Here is a 20,466-nt window from a genome sequence, read left to right on the forward strand (position 1 = left end):
CCTTCTACGTTCAATGCCTGAACTATCAACCATGAGCGCAAGCTCATGGTTATTAAATGCCTACGCAAAAGCACTTTGCAGATTTTTTCTGTCGGGATCGCTGCTGATTGCCTATAACGCGTGTGGCGCCCCCTTGCCGCTCGAACTGTATATCCCTGACGCTCCGCCACTGACGTTTGTCGATGACGCCAAGGGTCACGGAATGGTCGGAGAAGCCGTCCTGACAGCCATTGCCAACGCTGGCTATGTCGCTCATGTCCATGTGCTTCCCTGGGCCCGATCACAAAAACACGTCAGCGAGAAGCAGGATCTTCTGATAGCCCCCTTGTCTCGCACGTCTGAACGCGAAGATCACTTCACCTGGATCGCGTCGATCATGCCCATGGAGCGCGCTTTTTTCAGCCTCGACCGGCCGGTGAGCAGCTTCGCGCAAGCGAAAAAAACCTACCGGGTGATCGGCGTCGGCCTCGGTAGTGCGCAGGAGGAAATCCTGCGTGCACAAGGCTTCAGCGACGATCAGATCTACCCCCTGACCATTGGCGACAACCCCGCGCAGATGCTCTTGAAAGGTCGCATTGATGCCTGGTTCAACGGTGTTCCCGAGAGTCGATACATCTGGCCGAAGATGTCTGAACGCAAACTGTTCATGAGCCCGGTCATGAGCAGCGCGGAGCTCTATCTGGCTTGCTCCAGGCTTTGCTCCGCTCAACTGGTGCAAGACCTGCGCAAGGCGGTTGAAAAGCTTCGCGATGACGGCACCCTGGCGCGTATACAACAGAGCTATTTGTCGCAATAACGGAACCGCCAGCGCCGCGCAGTCTGCGTATTGCCGGGGCGGCTAAACCCATTCAAGACAGACATACCTCCTGCGCTGGCTCCTGCAACCCCATGAACCGCCGCACTCGATGAGCCTCAGGCTCCTCGCGGATCGCCTGTGGCGAGGCATCCAGCTGTATGTAGCCGTTGTCCATGAAGATCACCCGGTCGGAAATCGACAGGGCAAAGTCCATCTCATGGGTGACGATCAGCAGGGTCATGCCTTCCCGGGCCAAATTGCTGATGACCGTAAGCACCTCGCCGACCAGCTCCGGATCCAGCGCCGAGGTGGGTTCGTCGAACAACAAGATGTCCGGGTCCATGGCCATGGCCCGGGCAATAGCCACGCGCTGTTGCTGGCCCCCGGACAGTTGATGCGGATATTTGTGGACGTGCGCCAACAAGCCGACCTTGTCGAGTAGCTGGCAGGCGCGTTGTTCGATCAGTGCGCGGCCGATGCCATGATAACGGGGAGCGAGGCTGATGTTGTCCAGCAGTGTCCGGTGAGGGAACAGGTTGAAGTTCTGGAACACCATGCCGATGCGCCGTACGCCCTGACGAACCCGACGACCATCCGGTTTGTCCCCGGCATTGATGAAGCTTTCCCCGAACAACAGGATTTCGCCTTGATCGATGTGCTCCAGGCCATTGATCGTACGAATCAGTGAGGTCTTGCCGGAGCCCGACGGGCCGATGATAGAAATCACCTGGCCACTTTGTACCTTCAGGTCGATGCCCTTGAGCACATGATGATCGCCGTAGCGTTTGTGCACGCCCTGCAGTTGCAGGGCCGGGGCGGCGCCTTTGGCCGGGGGGGTGAACGTGCTCGTTGCGACAGGCGCCAGACTGTCACGCAGTACTTTTGTAGAGGCGCTATCGAGGGTTTGCGGTGTCCGCATGTTGAGGTCCAGGTAGCGTTCCAGGCGTTGCAGGGCGAAGCCGAACACAGTGACGATCAGCACGTAATACACACCCACCGCCGCCAGGGTTTCCATCACCAGGAAGTTCTGGGCATACAGGCGCTGACCCACAGTCAGCAGCTCGGTCAGTGAAATCACCGAGATCAACGAGGTCAGTTTGACCACCGTAATGTATTCATTGATCAAGGTCGGCAGTGAGATGCGAAACGCCTGGGGAATCACAATCAACCGTTGCAGGCCGAACAGGCCGATACCCAGAGCACGGCCGGCTTCCTTCTGCCCCTTGGCGACCGAGATCAGTCCGCCACGATGAATTTCGGCCATGTAGGCGGCCTCAGTGACCACCAGCGCCAACAGGCCGGAATAGAACGGTACTGACAGGATCGGCCCGGCACCGGGTAGCAACTGCGGCAGGTTGTAGATGAAGACCACCAGCACCAGCAGCGGAATGCTGCGAAAGAACCAGATATAGAGTGACGCCGGCATGCGCAGCCAGGGCAAGCTGGACAATTTGGCTGATGCCAGAACGAAGCCCAGCACCATCCCCAGGAACCAGGCCAGGGCACTCAGTTCGATGACGGTCAGGCTCGCCGCCCAGAAGTCAGTCTTGGAGAACAGCGAAATAAAGTAAGACCAGTCGAATTGCATAGACACCTCGTACGAGCCGCGCCCTCGACCGAGGGCGCGGTTTCAGCCATTACTCGGAGACCGGTTCCAGATCATATTTTTTGAGAATGGCGGTGTACTCACCGCTGGCTTTACTGTCGGCCAGGGCTTTGACTAGCGCCTGATAGGTAGCGTCGGCGTCTTTCTTCACGTAGATGCCCAAGGTCTGCGGATAAACCAGCTTCTGCGAACTGACCACGACCCGCCCGTTGGTGCGCTGGGCGATCATGTGCGCGGCACCGGCGATTTCCACCTGCGCCTGAATGTTCTTCGAGAGCAGCGCCTGCGTCACTTCGGGAGCCGAGGGGTACTCGTTGACGGTGATGGCGCCTTTGTTGTTCGGTACGCAATAGTCTTTGGACAACTGGGTGAATTTGGCGACCCAGGTGGTGCCCTGCTCCAGGCCGATCTTCAGGCCGCACAAGTCCTCGGGAACCTGCGGGGTCAATTCACTGCCCTTGGGCACCATGATCGCGGCGCCGGTGTTGGCATAGGCAATGGTGCGGGCCTGGAGCTGGCGTTCGGGAGTGATGTACATGCCGGAAATGATCGCGTCGTAATGCCCGGCGTTGAGGCCGTTGATCAGATTGGGAAACTTGGTGTCGACGAAGTTAGCCTTGACGTCCATCGCCTTGGCCAGGGAATGAGCCAACTCAGGGTCGGAGCCAACCACATTCTTGTCAGCGTCGTAGGACTCGAATGGCGGGTAGGTGATTTCCATACCGACCTTCAATACACCGGGGGTCGCGGTGCTGGCGAAGGCGGCGTTGGCGCAGAACAGGCCGGCGGCGAGCAGGCTCAGTTTGCTCAGGGCGTAGTGGCTTTTCATCGTGGGAAGCTCCGTTGGTTGTTTTTTTAGGAATGAGTGGTGGTGTTTTTCAGGCGGCCGAAGCTCGATGGCTTTCGAGCCCGGGACGGCAGCTCAAGCTCGCCGTTTTCCACGCGTTTGCGCAGGTACTGGTAGGTCTGCAGCGCTTGGCTCCACATGTGCTCGCCAATCGCCAATGCCTCGTAATCCCCGGCATCCTTGGCGAAAGCCGGCAGCGGTTTGATCAGCGTGTGATAGTCGCAGGCGTAGAACAGCGGGAAGCTGTAGCGCTCCTGAGCGACCTTGCGCACCCGGTGGGCGGTGGCGACAAAGGCACCTGCGGTCATGACTTCCAGCATGTCGCCGATGTTCACCACGAACGCCCCGGGCATTGGCGGTGCATCGATCCATTGATCCTGATCGTTAAGCACCTCCAACCCCGGCTGATCGGCGTGCAGGATGGTGAAGCACTCGTAGTCGGTATGCGCGCCGATACCCGGGGCATCCACGGCTTCGGCGTCGAAGGGGTAATGGATCAGTCGCAGCTTGGAGGGTGGGCGAGTCACCAGCGCATCGAAATAGCCCTCCTTCAGCCCCAGGGCCAACGCGAAGCCATCAAACAGCCGGCGGCCAAGGGCAAACACCGCCTGATAGTAGTTTTGTACCGCGCCCTGGAAGCCCGGCACGTCGGGCCAGTGGTTCGGCCCCAGCAGCGGCGTACGGTTGAGGAACAGTGGGTCATCCACTGACACTTCGAAGCCGATATCGAAGGCCTCTTTATGGTCCGGTTTGCCCTTGGAATACACCTCCTCACCTTCGGGCACGAACCCCTTATGGCTTTGCGAGGTGCCGATGTAGTGGCGCATCTTGGCTTCCAGCGGCTGTGCAAAATAATTGCTGGCCGCCTGGCGCAGCCTCTCGATCAGCGCCGGATCGATGCCATGCCCGGTGATGTACAGAAAGCCCACATCGCTGGCGGCGCGCCCCAGTTGCTCGGCCACTGCAAGGCGGTGCTCCAGTTCAATACTGAAGAGTCCGGCGATGTTCACCACCGGGATGCTGTTGAAGTTGGCCTGGGTTGATGAGGTGTTACTCATGGCGGGTTCCTTCACGGATGAAACGGTCGAAGTGTTCGCGCTCGGTCCGGGCCATCCACTGGTTCAAGGTCCAAAGGTCAGCCACCGGCATATTGGTGAAGGGCAAGTGATGCAGATAACCGTCGGCACCGAACTCCGGCGTCAGGGTGCTGAGCGAATAGCCGCGCTGAAGCTGAGAGGCCCAGACGGCCTCCCAGTGGCGCTGATGAAACGCCAGTTCACCGGCATATTCCGGGGCGGCGGGATGGGGGACTTGCGGGCCCTGGTCATAGCCGACCCGGGCCTGAAGGTGATGGACACGCTCGACGAAGGTCGAAAGATCGTCGGCCGGGTCGTCCAGCAATCGCTCACAGCACACCACCCAATGACTGATGTCACTGGTGAAGCGCAGTCCCGGCAGTTGGCGGATCAGTTCCAGGGTTACCCAAGGGCTGTATAGGGAACGGGCGCGGTGAGTCTCGAAACTGCAGAACACCCCATGCCTGGCGGCCAGTTCCATGGCCTGGCCGAAGAACTCGACCTGCAATGCTTGCGGCCAGCGGTCGTTGCCGGCCAGCAGATTGACGAAACGTGGGGTCAGCTCCGAGGCCCAGCCCAGCTTGCGATCAATGTCGGCCAAGTGTTGGGCGGGTGTGGCGTTCTGGTCGGGCAATACATCGTAAGCACTGAACAGCGTGCAGATATAGGGAACCCGATTGCTGCGCAGGAAAGCGCCGAACTCACCACGCTCATTGGCCTGCAGCGGCAGGCGTGCTTCGAGGCCATCGAAGCCGGCGGCGAGCAATTCATCCAGGGCCTGTGCCTTGCTGGCGGTATAGCCCCACAACGTGCGGAAAATCTCTAGCTTCATGCATTCCTCCCGGCTGCGTCGGGCCACTAGCGGATTGGGCTGGTGGCGTTACTGGGCAGTCGAAAGGGTTGCTGCGGGCTGCTGCTCTGATGGCGTCAGTCCCGTGGGGAGGATCCTAAGATCATGTCGGCAAATGATTGAATAGGCTGCAGCAAATAGTTAGTTCAGAAATTCATGAACTAACGCTGGCGGGTTTCCTCGTGGGAACAGTGATCCGCAACACCTCGTCCCTTCACCGTAGATTCGCTACTATGTTTGCCCCCGCTTTCCTTGTCTGCGGTTTTCTTCATTCTGGAGCCCGAATGCCTAGTCAAAAGGACATCGCCGCCGAAAGCGGCGCACCGATGATCCCTGAACAGCGCCGTGAATTGATGCTACGCCAGTTGCGCAAGCATCAGGTGCTGAGCGTTCATCAGTTGATGGACATGTTCGACTGTTCGCACATGACCATTCGCCGCGATATCGCGCTGCTGGAACAGGAAGGCCGTGCTTACTCGGTCACCGGTGGCGTGCGAATCGCCAGCCAGCTCCATAGCGAGCCCAGCCATCAGTTCAAAGCGGTGGTCGAGTTGCCGCAGAAGCAGGCGATGGCCAAGCTCGCCGCACGGTTACTGCATGCCGATATGACGATTTATCTGGATGCGGGCACGAGTACGCTGGAGATCGTCCCGTATATCAAGGCGCTGTCGGGCATGACCGTGGTGACCAACGACTTCGGGATTGTCCAGGCGTTGATCGATGCGCCCCATGTCACGGTGATTCACACCGGCGGGCAACTGGATCACTCCAATCAATCGTGCGTGGGCGGTCTGGCGGTGGCCACCTTGCGGCAGATCGTCACCGATATCGCGTTCATCTCCACCAGTTCCTGGGATTTGCGTCGCGGCCTTACCACGCCTTCGGCGCTGAAGGTGGAGGTCAAGCAGGTCGCGATGCAATCGGCCTCGCAAGTGGTACTGGTGGCGAGCAGTTCGAAGTACGGCACGTTCAGCATGTACAGGATCGCCGGGCTCGAGCAGTTCGACATCATCCTCAGCGACGACGCGCTGACCCCTGCCGCGGCCGACAGCATCCGCAAGCAGGGTGTCGAACTGCTATTGCCCGGCGATAACAACGTGTAAGGCGTTAGCGCGCCTTCCAGTCACGCAGCCATTGCAAGCCGGCTGATGTGTTACCACGCGGCCGGTATTCGCACCCTACCCAGCCGTCATAACCCAACTGGTCAATCAGCTCGAACAGGTAGGGATAGTTGACTTCGCCCAGGTCCGGTTCATGTCGATCCGGCACACCGGCGATCTGGATATGGCCGATGCCGTCGAAATCCCGACGCAGTTTAGTGGCCAGGTCCCCTTCGACGATCTGGCAGTGGTAGCAGTCGAACTGAACCTTCAGGTTAGTGGCGCCCACTTCCTTGCAGATGGCCTGGGCCTGATCCTGGCGGTTGAGAAAAAAGCCCGGCATGTCCCGCGTATTGATCGGTTCCAGCAGCACCGTGATGCCAGCCTTGGCGGCCTGCGCAGTGGCGTACGCCAGGTTCTCCAGGTACACGCCGTGATGCCGTGGGCGATCGCTTTCCGACGGCAGCAAGCCGGCCATCACATGGATGCGCGAGTTGCCCAGCACCGCGGCGTACTCCAGCGCGCGATCGAAACCGCTACGAAATTCACTCTCCCGCCCGGGCAACGACACCGTGCCTCGCTCGCCCGCCGCCCAATCGCCGGGCGGTGCGTTGAACAGGGCCTGCACCAGGCCGTTGTCGCTCAAGCGCTGTTTGAGTTCCTGAGCGCTGTAGTCGTAGGGAAACAGGTATTCCACGGCTTCGAAACCATCGGCGGCAGCGGCGGCGAAGCGGTCCAGAAACTCATGTTCCGGGTAGAGCATGCTGAGGTTGGCAGCAAAACGAGGCATGGTAGCTCCTATGTATATGTTTTGTAGGAGCCAGGCTTGCCGGCGAAGGCGATCTCAAGGACGCTTTCGCCGGCAAGCCTGGCTCCTGCAGGTGTTCGATCGGCTCGACAATTTTCGTTAGACAAACGGCCAGATCAACAAGGTAATACCGAAACCCAACGTGCCGAGCAAGGTGGTCAACACGGTCCAGGTGCGCAAGCCGTCGGCCACGTTCAGCCCGGACAATTTGGTGAAGATCCAGTAACCGGCATCATTGATGTGGGACATGGCCAACCCGCCACCGCCCATGGCCAGGCACAACAGTGCCATGTGGTTTGCCGTGAGATCGAGGGTAGCGATCAGCGGGCTGATAATGCCGGCGGTGGTCACCAGCGCCACCGTGGTCGAACCCTGAACCGCACGCAACAGCATGGTCAGCAGAAAGCCCAGCGCGAGTACCGGCAGACCGGTGGTGCGCAGCATGTCGGAGACCACGGCGCCGATTCCGGTATCCACCAACACCTTGCCGAACACACCGCCGGCACCGGCAATCAGAATCACCATGGCCACGCCAGGCAAGGCCGAGCCGATCACGTCAGACACCTGAGTACGACTCCAGCCCCGACGCGAACCCAGCAACCAGGCACACAGCAAAGTATCGATCAGCAGCGCCACCAGCGGCGCGCCGAGCACGGTCATGATGCCGCGCAGGACCGAGTCGGCAGGCAGCAACGAGGTGGACAGCGTTCCCAGCAGGATCAGAATGATCGGCAACACAATCAGGCTGACGATCAGGCCAAAACCCGGTGGCGGTGCCGATGGCAGTTTGGAGACGATGCTGCTGGTGGCTTCTTCCAGACCCATGTGAGACGCGGCCACGGCCGCTCGTTCAGGGCTCTTGTCGTTACCATTGGACCAGGCAGCCAGATCCTCGTTGGTGACATGTGGGCCATAGACCTCGGCACGAATATCGTCGGTCATCGGGTACACCCGACGGGTCATGCGCCCGGCCACGCGGTAGCCGACATAGCAGAGGAACGCCGTGATCGGCAGACCGAACATCAACACGCGACCGAGGTCGGCACCCAATTGGCTGGCAGCGGCCACCGCACCCGGATGTGGCGGCAGAAAGGCGTGGACGGTCAACAATGCAGCGCACATCGGCAGCGCGAACACCAACAGCGGCTTACGCGCACTGCGAGCGACGCCATAGGCCAGCGGCATCAGGATGATCACGCCGACCTCGAAAAACACCGGCACCCCGACCATGAACCCGGCAATCGTCAGTGCCAGTGGCGTGCGGCGGTTGCCGAATCGGGTAATCAACGTTTTGGCCAGCGCCTCGGCACCGCCGGAAAGTTCGATGATCCGCCCGATCATCGCGCCCAGGGCAATGATGATCGCGATATGGCCCAGGGTCTTGCCCATGCCGCCTTCGATGGTGGCAACCAGATCGGCCGGTTTCACCCCGGCCACCAGCGCCACCAGAATGCTCACCAGCATCAAGGCCACGAAGGGCTGGAACTTGTACTTGAGCACCAGAAACAACAACAGAGCGATCCCTAGCCCCGCGGTAACCATCAAGATTAACGGGCTCATTTCAGAAGCCCTCCACATCGGGTGAACGAAAGGGTTGTTCTGAAAATGTCGCAGTGAAGGTGAGTCATGCCTGGATGTCCTCTTGTTATTGTATTTTTCAGGCAAGCCGGGAGCGTGGGGAGTCGCTGTGCGTCTCCCGATCAGGGCCTGCCTTATCGATCTGTCGTGTTAAAAAATCAGGGCTCTACCAGTGCGCGCCAAAGGTCACTCGCAGCTCGTCCAGTGCTGCCTGATCGAGCGGCTCGGGCTTGGGATTGCTCATCAGCCACAGCCGCGCGGTTTCCTCGAGTTCTTCCAGGGCGTAGCTGGCCCTGGACACTGAACTTTCCCAAACTACCGGCCCCAGCCGCTCGAGCATCACGCCGCGAACGCGGTTGGCCCATTGCGCGACCTGTTCGGCCACCTTCGGCGAGCCGGGCCGCTGGTAACCAATCAACGGGACAGGCCCGACTTTCATCACCTGATACGGCGTCAGCGGCGGCAGGATGTTGTCCGGCTGCCAGACACCGGCCAGCGTCAACGCCACCAGATGGGTGGAATGGGTATGCACCACGCCACCGACGCTCGGGTTGCGATCGTAGACCTGGCGATGCAGCGCCAGTGTCTTTGACGGCTTGTCACCGGACACCCATTCGCCGGCCAGATTGACCTTGGCGATGGTCGCCGGGTCGAGGCGGCCGAGGCAGACATCGGTCGGTGTGATCAACCAGCCGTCATCCAGACGCGCGCTGATATTGCCGGCGCTGCCGACCGTGTAACCACGCTCATAAAGGCTGCGACCAACCTGGCAGATTTCTTCGCGCAGGGCATTTTCATTACTCACTGCACCGTTCATTGCACATCCCCGGCCAATTGCTTCAAGGCTTTGCTGAAGAAATCCCGGCCACCGAAGTTGCCCGATTTGAGTGCCAGGGCCAGAGGCTCATCGGTGCTACTGACGGTGGCCGGCACGCCCGGATCAATTTGTGCGCCGATCTGCAGCAGTTGCACACCCAGCGCCTGAACCACGGCGCCCGAGGTTTCACCGCCAGCGATCACGAAGCGTCGTACGCCGCTCTGGCGAAGGCCCTGAGCGATCTCCCCCAACGCATTCTCCACCAAGGTACCGGCCCGTTCGACGCCGAGTTGCTGTTGCACCGCCTTCACTTCGTCCGGGGTGCTGGTGGCGTAGATCAATACGGTTTGTTCGTTATCACGGGCAAAGGCCAAAGCCTGGGCGACCACCGGTTCCCCGGCAGCCAGGGCCAACGGATCAATCCGCAGTGCTGGCCGACCGGCTTCGAGCCAGGCAGCCACTTGCCCATTGGTAGCGATCGAAGCGCTGCCGGCCAACACCACTTCACCGCCTGATACTGCCGGGAGTTTCGAGGCGTCGAGGTCACGCAGTTTGCCGGCGTGACGGAAATTTTCCGGCAAGCCCAATGCAAGCCCCGAACCGCCAGTCAACAACGGCAAATCAGCGCAAGCGGCCCCGAGGGTGTACAGATCGCGGTCCGACAAGGCATCGGCAATCGCCATGCCGACACCTTGAGCCCGCAGCTCGTTGATGCGCTCACGCACCTGCTCGGCCCCTTGGGCAATGGTGTCGTAACGCAACAAGCCGACGTTCAGACCGGTCTGCGACTGCAAGACCCGAACCAGGTTGGCGTCGGTCATCGGAGTCAGCGGGTGATGCTGCATGCCCGACTCGTTGAGCAGTTGATCCTGCACAAACAGGTGGCCGCGAAAGATCGTCCGGCCATTTTCCGGAAACGCCGGGCACGCCAAGGTGAAATCGCTACCCAACGCCGCCAGCAGCGCTTCGCTGACCTGGCCGATGTTGCCGGCTGCGGTGGAATCAAACGTCGAGCAATATTTGAAAAAGATCTGCTCGCAGCCTTGCTCACGCAGCCAGGCAAGCGCCGCGAGGGACTGTTCGACCGCTTCGGCGACTGGAATGGTGCGCGACTTCAGTGCGATGATAATCGCGTCGGCGTCGAACTCGGCAGCCACTTCACTGCTCGGAATGCCGATGCTTTGCACGGTGCGCATACCGCCGCGCACCAGCATGTTGGCAAGGTCTGTGGCACCGGTGAAATCGTCGGCGATGCAACCCAGCAATGGGCGTGCAGTGGTGGTGTTCATTGGGCGTTCCTCAAACCGGCTCAGTCTTGGCAGTCGGCAACTCGATGCCGGGGAAAATCTTGATCACCGCCGAGTCGTCTTCACGACCGAAACCGGCGCTGGAAGCCTGCATGAACATCTGGTGGGCGGTGGCCGACAGCGGCAGCGGGAATTTGCTGGCCCGTGCGGTATCCAGCACCAGGCCCAGGTCCTTGACGAAAATATCCACCGCGGACAACGGTGTGTAATCGGCCTTGAGAATGTGCGGCACGCGGTTTTCGAACATCCAGGAATTGCCGGCGCTGTGGGTGATCACTTCGTACAGCGCATCGGCATCGACACCTTCACGCAGGCCCAGCGCCATGGCTTCGGCAGACGCAGCGATGTGCACCCCGGCGAGCAACTGGTTGATGATCTTGACCTTCGAACCCAGGCCATGAGTGTCACCCAGGCGATAGACCTTGCCGGCCATGCCCGCGAGGACCGCGTCGGCCTTGGCATAAGCATCGGCCGGGCCAGAGGTCATCATGGTCATTTCACCGGCAGCGGCCTTGGCCGCGCCACCGGAAATCGGCGCATCCAGATACAGCAAGCCTTGCTCGGTCAGGCGCTGGCCCAGGTCCACGGCGTAGGTCGGCGCGACGGTGGCGCAACCGATCACCAGGCTGCCAGGGCGCAACGCAGCGACGGCACCACCCTCGCCAAACAACACGGTTTCGGTCTGCTCGGCATTCACCACCACGGTAATGATCACGTCGCACTCAGCTGCCATGTGCGCGGGTGAAGCACACGCCACGCCACCCTCGCTGGCAAACTGTTCCGTCACCGCGGCACGCACATCGCAGGCATGCACATTAAAGCGGCTGCGCAACAGTGAGCGGGCAATGCCCAGGCCCATCGCGCCCAGACCGACAACACCGACATTCTTGTTATTCATGGGGTACTCCTTAGTTACCGGCTTACGAGGAAAACAGCGGCCTATTCCACGCCAGCAAGGCGCAGGCGGCGGGCCGCGTTGTAGATATGGGCACGGGCGGCATGCCCGGCGGCGAGCGGATCGCGCAGCCGAATGGCCGCCACGATCGCCTGGTGTTCTTCATGCACCTGACGGGAGAAATCCGCCCTGCCAGCTTCATTGGTACGGGTGATGCGGGTGGCGGCCTCCAGGTACTGACTGACGAATTCCAGTGTCTTGAGAAAGTAGGGATTGCCCGTGGCTTGAGCGATGGCGCGGTGAAAAGCCACGTCGGCACGCACACCGTCCTGCCCTTCATCCACCTCTTCGTCGATGCGTGCCAGCGCCTCGTCAATCTGCACCAGATCGGCCTCGCTGCGATTGAGCGCCGCCTCGCTGGCGATTTCCGCCTCGATGGCACGTCGCAGCGCCAACAGGTGAAAGACACTGCCGGGCAGATTGGCTTCGGCGTAATCGATACGCAGCGGGCGGATATTGGCGTTGGCGGTAACGAAGATGCCGCGCCCTTGTTGAGGCTGCAGCACGCCTTCGTTCTTGAGACGGGAGATGGCTTCGCGGACCACGGTGCGACTGACACCGAAGGCTTCCGAGAGCATGGCTTCACTGGGCAGTTTGCTGCCGGTGGCGAACACACCGCTGTCAATCTTGTCCAGCAGCTGCTGAGCGACGCTGTCACTCAGCACGTGAGTCGGGACCTTGTCGAACATCGTAGCCATCCTGTTTTTGTCTTGTTATCAGGTTGTCATACAGGTTGAGCAGATAATCCTCCAATGAGCAGATTATGTGAAGTCTTTTTTTAAAATAACATTTTTTAACATGCGGACTGAAGGAATGGGCAACCACTGCTCAGTGGGATCCAACTGCCAGGAGCGTTTGTTATCGAGGAATGAGTCGGTGGGCGTTTTGAGTAATGCCCTGTGGCGAGGGGGCTTGCCCCCCGTTGGGCTGCGAAGCAGTCCTGAAAATCTCTGGTGTAGCAAAGATTTTTGTGAGCGCTACGCGCTCAAACGGGGGCAAGCCCCCTCGCCACAGTTCATTCCCGATCGATCGTCATTGACCGAGGGCTGCGAATGCAGACAGTGGTGAGCCAACGTCGCTGGAAAAGCGGATGATCAGGCCACCCTTTCTCGAAGTTGAAGGCAAACGTTCATGACGCCGCCTCCGACTGACGCAGGTTGTTCGTGTGGCGCTTTATAAAAGTGCGCCCTGAAGCGCTCTCTACAAGGTGTATGAAATTCCCATCTGCACGGTTCTCGGCGCGCCCGGATAAGCGTAAACGTTGCCAAAGGCGCCTTCATCGTAGTGACTGTCGAACACATTCTTCAGGTCGAGGTTAAGCCGCAGGTGCTCGTTGACTTTGTAAAAGCTGAGCAGGTCGAACACCTTGTAGCTATCCATGGAGAAGGCATTGGCCGCGGTCTGGCCGGCGCGCTCGTCGACATACTTGGCGCCCAGTCCCAGGCCCAGTCCTTTGAGGCCACCGTCCTGAAACTCGTAGACGTTCAGCAGGCTGAAACTGTTGCGCGGAATGTTCACCAGGCGGGTGCCTGACTTCAGCACGTTATCCTGGGTGACTTCGGCATCCACGTAGGCGTAGCCACCGATCATGCGCCACTCTGGCGTGAGGTTGCCGGCCACGTTCAGATCAAAGCCACGGCTACGAACTTCACCCGCCGCAACACTGAAGGTCGAGTCCACCGGGTCTGTCGTCAGGACATTGCGTTTTTCGATCTGATACACCGCGGCATCCACGCTTAGCTGACGATCAAGGGCCTGCCATTTGACGCCCACCTCGTAGGATTTGCCTTCTTCAGGTTTGAAGCCGCCGCCCGCTCGACTGGCACCGCTGTTGGGCTTGAAGGACCGCGCCGTATCGGCATAGATCGCCACTGTCGGGGTCAGATCGTAGATCAGCCCCAGGCGCGGGGTGACGGCGTTGTCGCTGTTGGTCCAGCTTGTGCCGTTGACGAGGTAGCTGTCGTAATCCTGTTCGAAGCGTTCGAAACGCACGCCAGCCAAAGCTTTCAAACCCTCGGCCAGGGTCACCTGGTCTTGCACGAAAGCGGCATAGGTCTTGAGGTTTTCCTGATCGTGGGTGGTGGTGCGAGTCAACGCCGGGCGCGGCTGGCCGTAGACCGGATTGAAAATATCGATGGGGTAGGCACTCACCGCCCCACTGGAGCGACGGATGATCGACTTGTAATCGTAATCCTCATACTCGATGCCCGTGAGCAACGTGTGATCGAATCCACTGGTGGAAAAATGCCCGGTCAGGTTCAACTGCACATCAACGTCACGCCACTCCAGCTTGCGGTAGTTGAAATTGCGTCCCAGCGTTCGGCCGTCGGCAGCGACACCGTTGGCTTCGATGGCATTGCCTTGCAGGCTGCCGTCGAGAAATTGCGTGCCGCCGCCCAAGGTCCAGTTGTCGTTCAGGAAATGTTCGAAACGCAGTTGCGCCATGTTGTTGTCGTTGTGCAGCTTGCCGATATCCTTTTCACCGAAAAAAGTATCCCTCGACGCGACGCCGATCTGATTGCGATAGCGGGTCACGCCCCGATCGAGCGGCGCGTTGTTGCGCATGAAATCGCCTTCGAAGGTGATACGGGTAGTGTCGTTGACCTGCCAACCGAGGACCGGCGCCACACCGTAACGCTCGTTTTCGACGTGATCACGGAAGGTGTCGCCACCCTCGCCTATCACGTTCAGCCGGTAGGCCAGTCGCCCTTCATCGTCCAGCGGCCCTGAGGCATCCATCGTTGCGCGACGCATGCCCTGATCATTGAGCTGACTGCCCAGGGTGACGGTGCGCTCGGCCAGGGGTTGTTTGGACACCACGTTGAAGGTACCGCCTGGGTCGCCACGGCCGTAGAGCGTGGTGGCTGGCCCGCGCAGGACCTCCAGACGCTCGATGGTATTGGCGTCGGGCATGTTCGGATAACCGCGGTTGATCGGGAAACCGTTGCGGTAGAACTCACCGGTGGTAAAGCCTCGCACGGTGAAAGTGGTCAGGCCCTGGCCGCCGAAATTGTTCGCACGACCCACGCCACCAGCGTAATCGAGAGCGTCTTGCAGGCGGGTGGCGCCGAGGTCTTCCACGACATCCCGGGTGACCACGCTGATCGATTGGGGGGTTTCATGAATCGGAGTGTCGGTGCGCGTCGCACTGGCCGAACGAGTCGCCCGATACCCTTGAACCGGGCCCTGGGCCTGCTCTTCGAATGTGCCGTTGATGTCGATCGCTTGTAACTCTATTGACGCAGGATCAGTCGGTGCCTGGTCAGCCCAGGTGGTCTGGGAAATGGCTTGGATCACACACAGAGAAACGAGAGTTCGACGCATCGACATACAACCTTGAGAAGATGCCGGGCACATCAGGAGCCCGGCGAATAAAGAGTGAGGAGCCCCCCGTTCCGACCGGTACAAAACCAGCGAAACGGGGGCGTCTCAATGCAAAAGGATCAGAACGTCACACTGGCGCTGAGGCGTGCCGTGCGCGGCTCGCCGACATTGACCGCCAGTTGGGTGCCGGTAGAGGACGGGTAGTACTGTTTGTCGAACAGGTTGTCGACGTTGAATTGCAACGAAGTCTTGTAGCCGAACATCGGCGCTTCCCAACGCACGAAGGCATCGGCCACGGTGTAGCTGCTCAGCCAGAAATCGTTGGCGTTGTTGGCCGCGCGCTCGCCGACGTAACGTGCGCCAGCGCCGGTATGCCAGGCCCCGAATTCCGCAGGAATGTTCAGGTTATGGGTGAGGTACAGGCTCGCGGTGTGCTTGGGCGCATCGGCAAGGCGATGACCTTCGTCATCCGGATCGTCGAGGATTTCCGTGTGGGTGTAAGCGTAGGTGCCGATCAGGTCCCAGCGCTCGGCCAAACGCCCGGTGATGTCCAGTTCCAGGCCCTGTGAACCGACCTTGCCCGCCGCCTCCGAAAGGCTGACGCCACCGATCGACTGGCTCGTCACGACGTTTTTCTTGACGATGTCGAACAGCGCAAGGTTGATGTTCAGCCCCGGCAGCGGGTCGTACTTCGCACCGACCTCGTAGCTGCGGCCCTCCTCCGGATCGAAGGTGTGGCCGGCGTCGTCGACTTCGGTATTGGGCTTGAACGAACGGCTGTAGTTACCATACAGCGACAAGGTATCGGTGGCTTTGTAGACCAGGCCCAGAAATGGCACGAAGGCATCGCCATTATCGTCGCGGTTGACGGTATAGCTGCTGCCTCGGCCCTGATCGCTGTACTGATCGTAATGCTGCTGACGACCGCCGAGGACCAGGATCCAGCGGTCATCGAGGTGCCAGTTATCCTTGAAGTACACGGAGCTTGAGGTCAGCTGGTTGCTCAGATCACTTTGCGTGGCACTGACCAGACTGGGCTCAGCCAAACGCCCATAAATTGGCGCGGTGATGTCGAAGCCTGACCGCGGGGTATTACGGTAGGTTTTGCCACGGAATTGGTCGGACGCTTCGGTGTCCGCGCCGATCAGCAGGTCATGGCGTTGGCCGAACAGCTCCTGCTGGCCGATGAAATCCCAACTGGCGTAACGGGTCTCATCATCGTAGTGAGCGCCGTTGGCAGCACGTCGCAGATTGTTGCCGGTCAACGCATTCGGTTGGGCAATCGAGAGGCTGTAGCGGTCGTTGTTCCAGCCGTAGGTGACGCGGGTTTTCCAATCGTCACTCAACTGATACTCGAAACGCGCGGTAGCCACTTCACGGATACCGACGCTTTTCGCCCAGCGTTCGTCGAGGCGCTTGTCGTAGTCGATGTCCGCCGGATGACCATTGGTGAACACGGTGCCGCGGTCGAAGGGGCTGGAATAATCGTTGTATTCGTAACTCAGGGTCAGGCTGGCGCGATCACCGGTCCAGCTCAGCGATGGCGCGACCAGGGTGCTCTCATTCACACCGTAATTGCGCCAGTAATCTTCATGGCCGCGTTCGGCAATCAGGCGATAGGCCAGGCCCGTGTCTCCCAAAGGCCCGGTGGTATCCACGGCCAGGGTGCCGCCGCCTTCGCTATAGGCCGAGCCACTGAGCGTTGTGCTCTGGGTGTATTCAGGTTTCTTGCTGATCACGTTGATCAATCCGCCGGGCTCCAGCGCGCCGTACAGCATTGAAGCAGGCCCTTTGAGCACTTCCACACGATCCGTGGTGGCGCTGAAGTTGTGGCCCATATTGGAACGCACGCCATCGCGCAGGATCGAGCCGTCGTCGTTGGTGCCAAAACCGCGCTTGACCAGGGAGTCCCGCGAGTTGCCCAAGGTATTGCCCTGGCTGACACCACTGACAAACTTCATGGCGTCGTCCAGCGAGCGCACCTGATAGTCAGCCAGGGTCTGTTGGGTGACCACATTGACCGATTGCGCCTCTTCCTTGATCGGCACATTGCTTTTGCTCGCGGTGCTGGCTTGAGAGGTGGTGTAGCTCGTGTCCTGGCTCACGCGGCTTGCCTGAATATCCGTGGTCGGCAGTTCGAGGGGTGCCTGTGCCCACAGAGGACTGGCAAACATAACGCAGGAGAGCGTCGGCAACGCGTGTTTCATGAAGATCTTGCGGCGGGCGAAGGGGTGGGGCTGGCTCAAGACGTCGCACTCGATGAGTTAGTAGTAACGATTCTCATTGTATTGTGCGATCTATTTTCAGTAAATACCCTTGACCGCCATCTGCCCGCTTTTGATTTAGGAGGGTTTTGTGTGTTGTCTGCCGGTCGGTTTCAGCAAGTACTCTGTGTGCGTCAAAAAAAATGGCCCGTTAAAACAATGGCTTGAGGGCTTTTAATAGATTATTGGACAGAAGGCTATATTTTTGACTAGTGACATTTGACAGGCCGTCTGGAGTGGTCGATACCTAACAGGGTCGACGTATAAAAAGATGTAATTCCTTTAATAGATATACGTCAGCCCCCAGCGATTAAGTTCACGATAGACAGTGTTTATTTTTCATAGGACCGAGAGTTCGGACCCTGCGGTAGCTTTGCCCATCGCAACGATCTGATGACACATCGATATCACTGATAGCGTTAAGTAACCTTTACACTTTTCAATCAAAAGTTCTATTTGAGCGCCGTCCAACAAAGCAAACTAGCTGCACGGCGCTCACGCCAAATTATTGACTTGGGTGTTCTATCGTTACTTGCCCATTACATGTTTCATTATTGACACACCTGTTCCAGTGACTTAACACTTTCGCAATTCCACCTACTCTAAAGCGTTCATTGGAGGGGCAGTGGCATTGCTGAGGCGTGAACAGGCATGCTTAACCCATATTCCGGAGCTTGCCAGAATGCTGACGAGTACCCAAGGTTCCAACTGGTATCTTTTGCAATGCAAGCCGCGCCAGGATGAACGGGCACAAATCAATCTATTGCGACAAAACTACGTTATATTTTGTCCGCAAATTATTAGCGAGCGCCTGATTCATGGCAAACCCCATCAATCGCTCGAACCTCTCTTCCCGGGGTATCTTTTCATTCAGCTGAGCCATGACGACAAATGGGCGCCCCTGCGTTCTACCCGCGGTGTCAGCCGCCTCGTCGACTTCAACCACGGCCCGGCAATCGTCCCGGACGATGTCATCGAGCATCTGCGTACCCGGTGTTTTAAGCCACCCGTAATGCAGGCCTCTCAACCGTTCAAACCTGGGGAAACGCTGCAAATAACCCGAGGACCACTGTCGACACTGGAAGGTATTTTCCTGAGCATGTTAGGTGATGAACGAGTCATGATCCTTCTTCACTTTTTGAATAGAGAGCATCAGGTCCGCGTGCCATTAACTGACATTGCGCGATCTCGGCCTTATCTATAAATATATCATTGCCTTTTTTAACTTTTGCATCTTATAACAAGCTGCGCAACTCAAATTAGAGTCTGTTATTGCCAGCGCCAGTATTAACTATTTAACCCCGCCCCGATTAAACCTGAAAACTCCTGCCCGACCAATGAATTATTGATTGCTGCCGGCATTACACAGCCGTATTTACCCACTGTTTTTCCGGTCTATAGTCATTGAACTCACCCCTTGGAGCAATGATATGACTCTCAAGACCCGCGGCCCTTTCGCACTGTTCATGATCTATTTGTGTCCCGGAACGGCCTGGAGTCTTGATCCCCAGTCCATTGATATTTATGGGTTCGACTTCACCCCTACCCTGCTGTTTTCAGAAAGTTATGATGACAACTTCCGCGAACTGGAGCGGGCGCAGTCTTCTATGGTGACAAAAGTGGCGCCCACTTTCGAACTCAAGGCTGAAGACCGCAACAGTGCTACCCGACTCATATGGCAGCCTACCCGGTACATTTATCATGACGACTCGGATGCCTCGAATACGGCGCAACGCTTGCGCCTCAATAGCATCATGGAATTCACCGACCGCCATCGACTGAAACTTGATGCGGAAGCACGTAAATATGAGCGTACAACGTCGACCGCTGTCGATGGCATCAATGACAAGATTCGCAGTAACCGCGTCAACGGTCTCTATACCTACGGCGCCAGGAGCGCTGCCAATCAGATTGATCTGGGCGCCAGTTACGCCCAACTTCGCTACGACAACTCAGATGGCATCAACGACGACAAAGAGCGCGATACCACTGGCCTGACCACCACGTGGTACCACCGCATCGGCAGCAATACACGTGGATTACTGGAATACGACCATACCGTCTTTGATTACGAGTCCAACAGCCGCCTCAATAGCACATCCGATGCGGTCCTCGCCGGTGCCGAATGGGATTTCACCGCACGCACCACCGGCAAAGTCCGTGTTGGTTATGAGCGCAAGAACTTCGACGACAGCGATGTCGATGACCTCAGCAACCCGACCTGGCAAGTGGATCTGCGCTGGAAACCACGCACCTATTCGACCTTCTCCTTTGTTGCCCGCCAGGCCATGGCCGAGGGCGACGACGGTGCTGATGCCGTCAAGACCACCACGGCGCTGGTCGGCTGGCGTCATGGCTGGACGGAACGCATCACCACAGTGGCCGAAGTCGGCCTTGGCCGTTATGAGTACGAGGGGCAGGACCGAACTGACGACCTTCGTGACTACAACCTCGCCGTGGAATACGCAATGCGCCGCTGGCTGGATATCCAGCTGGGCTATCGCTACCGCAATGATGACTCCGATGTCGACAATCAGAGTTTTGAACGCAACATCTTCTTGCTCAGCTTCAACGTAAGTCTCTAAGAGAAGAGGTTTTCCCCATGAACTCGCGAATGCTTGGCTTGTTGTTCGTGCCGTGGCTGTTGCCCGTGACGTTTGCAGCAGACACCGGCGCCCAGTACAAACTGGCAGCCGGCGATGTATTGCGTATCACTGTGTTCGGTGAGCGGGACCTGAGCTTCGAAAAAATCCGCCTCAACGATGCCGGAATGTTTTCCTATCCATTTCTGGGTGACATTGCCGCCAAGGGACTCACGCCCCAGCAGGTAGAAAAACTCATCGTCGACGGGCTCAAGCAAGGTTATCTGGTCGACCCCAAGGTCAGCCTCAACCTGATCGCCTACCGCTCGTTCTACATCAATGGAGAGGTCCAGAAACCCGGCAGCTATCCATTCGAGCCCGGGCTGACGCTGGAGAAAGCCATTGCCCTGGGCGGCGGCCTGACCGAACGAGCCTCGATCAAGCGGGTGACCATCGTGCGAGGCGATGGCTCCCCACCGCTGACCGACAACATCACGCGCAGCACTGCCATCGGCCCCGGTGACACCATATCCATTGCACAAGGCTTTTTCTAATC

Annotated in this window: 18 protein-coding genes and 1 pseudogene; 6 read left to right on the top strand and 13 right to left on the bottom strand. The window is 58.8% G+C overall.

The features are described from left to right. Positions 1–31: 31 nt before the first annotated feature. The gene (locus ACIPLA_RS01720; RefSeq protein ID WP_401170864.1) at positions 32–796 is read left to right on the top strand and encodes a substrate-binding periplasmic protein; all 765 of its coding nucleotides are present in this window, start codon (positions 32–34) and stop codon (positions 794–796) included. Between the two features lie 52 nt (positions 797–848). On the opposite strand, the gene ACIPLA_RS01725 is transcribed toward ACIPLA_RS01720, so the two are convergent. The 5 genes and pseudogenes from ACIPLA_RS01725 to ACIPLA_RS01745 form a co-directional block, all read right to left on the bottom strand. Continuing rightward, entirely contained in the window at positions 849–1,715 is an 867-nt protein-coding gene (locus ACIPLA_RS01725) for an amino acid ABC transporter ATP-binding protein (RefSeq protein WP_401170990.1), read from the bottom strand. A 66-nt stretch (positions 1,716–1,781) separates the two neighbouring features. Next, positions 1,782–2,384, bottom strand: a pseudogene (locus ACIPLA_RS01730) (amino acid ABC transporter permease); the annotation flags it as partial. A 49-nt stretch (positions 2,385–2,433) separates the two neighbouring features. Next, positions 2,434–3,231, bottom strand: a complete 798-nt coding sequence (locus tag ACIPLA_RS01735; protein WP_401170866.1) for a transporter substrate-binding domain-containing protein — start codon at positions 3,229–3,231, stop codon at positions 2,434–2,436. Between the two features lie 26 nt (positions 3,232–3,257). Beyond that, positions 3,258–4,307 carry an isopenicillin N synthase family dioxygenase gene (locus tag ACIPLA_RS01740; RefSeq protein ID WP_401170869.1) on the bottom strand — a complete coding sequence of 350 codons (1,050 nt, stop codon included), beginning with the start codon at positions 4,305–4,307 and terminating at the stop codon, positions 3,258–3,260. Next, positions 4,300–5,157: a sugar phosphate isomerase/epimerase family protein gene (locus ACIPLA_RS01745; RefSeq protein WP_401170872.1), complete on the bottom strand. Its 858-nt coding sequence runs from the start codon at positions 5,155–5,157 to the stop codon at positions 4,300–4,302. Before ACIPLA_RS01745 ends, ACIPLA_RS01740 begins: the two co-directional genes overlap by 8 nt. A gap of 302 nt (positions 5,158–5,459) precedes the next feature. Here ACIPLA_RS01745 and ACIPLA_RS01750 point away from each other — a divergent pair, with 302 nt between their 5' ends. Then, positions 5,460–6,278, top strand: a complete 819-nt coding sequence (locus ACIPLA_RS01750; RefSeq protein WP_401170874.1) for a DeoR/GlpR family DNA-binding transcription regulator — start codon at positions 5,460–5,462, stop codon at positions 6,276–6,278. Positions 6,279–6,282: 4 nt separating this feature from the next. On the opposite strand, the gene otnI is transcribed toward ACIPLA_RS01750, so the two are convergent. The 8 genes from otnI to ACIPLA_RS01790 form a co-directional block, all read right to left on the bottom strand. Beyond that, entirely contained in the window at positions 6,283–7,065 is a 783-nt protein-coding gene (gene otnI, locus ACIPLA_RS01755; protein ID WP_401170877.1) for a 2-oxo-tetronate isomerase, read from the bottom strand. Positions 7,066–7,182: 117 nt separating this feature from the next. Continuing rightward, positions 7,183–8,643, bottom strand: a complete 1,461-nt coding sequence (locus tag ACIPLA_RS01760; protein WP_192344561.1) for an SLC13 family permease — start codon at positions 8,641–8,643, stop codon at positions 7,183–7,185. 184 nt (positions 8,644–8,827) lie between these two features. Then, on the bottom strand, positions 8,828–9,466 hold the full coding sequence (locus ACIPLA_RS01765) for an aldolase (RefSeq protein WP_185022088.1): 639 nt from the start codon (positions 9,464–9,466) through the stop codon (positions 8,828–8,830). A gap of 8 nt (positions 9,467–9,474) precedes the next feature. After that, positions 9,475–10,767, bottom strand: a complete 1,293-nt coding sequence (otnK, locus tag ACIPLA_RS01770) for a 3-oxo-tetronate kinase (protein ID WP_401170881.1) — start codon at positions 10,765–10,767, stop codon at positions 9,475–9,477. Positions 10,768–10,777: 10 nt separating this feature from the next. After that, positions 10,778–11,683: an L-threonate dehydrogenase gene (ltnD, locus tag ACIPLA_RS01775; protein WP_401170884.1), complete on the bottom strand. Its 906-nt coding sequence runs from the start codon at positions 11,681–11,683 to the stop codon at positions 10,778–10,780. A 41-nt stretch (positions 11,684–11,724) separates the two neighbouring features. After that, positions 11,725–12,429, bottom strand: coding sequence for a FadR/GntR family transcriptional regulator (locus ACIPLA_RS01780; RefSeq protein WP_063343794.1), 705 nt, complete (start codon positions 12,427–12,429; stop codon positions 11,725–11,727). Between the two features lie 511 nt (positions 12,430–12,940). Beyond that, entirely contained in the window at positions 12,941–15,064 is a 2,124-nt protein-coding gene (locus ACIPLA_RS01785; protein ID WP_401170886.1) for a TonB-dependent siderophore receptor, read from the bottom strand. A gap of 119 nt (positions 15,065–15,183) precedes the next feature. Continuing rightward, positions 15,184–17,271, bottom strand: a complete 2,088-nt coding sequence (locus ACIPLA_RS01790; protein WP_401170993.1) for a TonB-dependent siderophore receptor — start codon at positions 17,269–17,271, stop codon at positions 15,184–15,186. Between ACIPLA_RS01790 and ACIPLA_RS01795 the strand changes: the two genes are divergently transcribed. The 4 genes from ACIPLA_RS01795 (at position 17,263) to ACIPLA_RS01810 (ending at position 20,464) form a co-directional block, all read left to right on the top strand. Further along, positions 17,263–17,496 carry a hypothetical protein gene (locus tag ACIPLA_RS01795; protein ID WP_192344766.1) on the top strand — a complete coding sequence of 78 codons (234 nt, stop codon included), beginning with the start codon at positions 17,263–17,265 and terminating at the stop codon, positions 17,494–17,496. The genes ACIPLA_RS01790 and ACIPLA_RS01795 overlap by 9 nt on opposite strands. Before the next feature lie 514 nt (positions 17,497–18,010). Continuing rightward, a complete protein-coding gene (gene rfaH / locus ACIPLA_RS01800; RefSeq protein ID WP_401170889.1) occupies positions 18,011–18,532 on the top strand; it encodes a transcription/translation regulatory transformer protein RfaH in 522 nt (173 codons plus the stop codon). A gap of 226 nt (positions 18,533–18,758) precedes the next feature. Then, complete coding sequence (locus tag ACIPLA_RS01805) at positions 18,759–19,913, top strand: outer membrane beta-barrel protein (protein ID WP_401170890.1); 1,155 nt, start codon at positions 18,759–18,761, stop codon at positions 19,911–19,913. Between the two features lie 17 nt (positions 19,914–19,930). Beyond that, complete coding sequence (locus ACIPLA_RS01810; protein WP_401170893.1) at positions 19,931–20,464, top strand: polysaccharide biosynthesis/export family protein; 534 nt, start codon at positions 19,931–19,933, stop codon at positions 20,462–20,464. Positions 20,465–20,466: the final 2 nt, after the last annotated feature.

Origin of the sequence: Pseudomonas sp. NPDC086112 (assembly GCF_044746425.1) — a bacterium.
Classification (GTDB): domain Bacteria; phylum Pseudomonadota; class Gammaproteobacteria; order Pseudomonadales; family Pseudomonadaceae; genus Aquipseudomonas.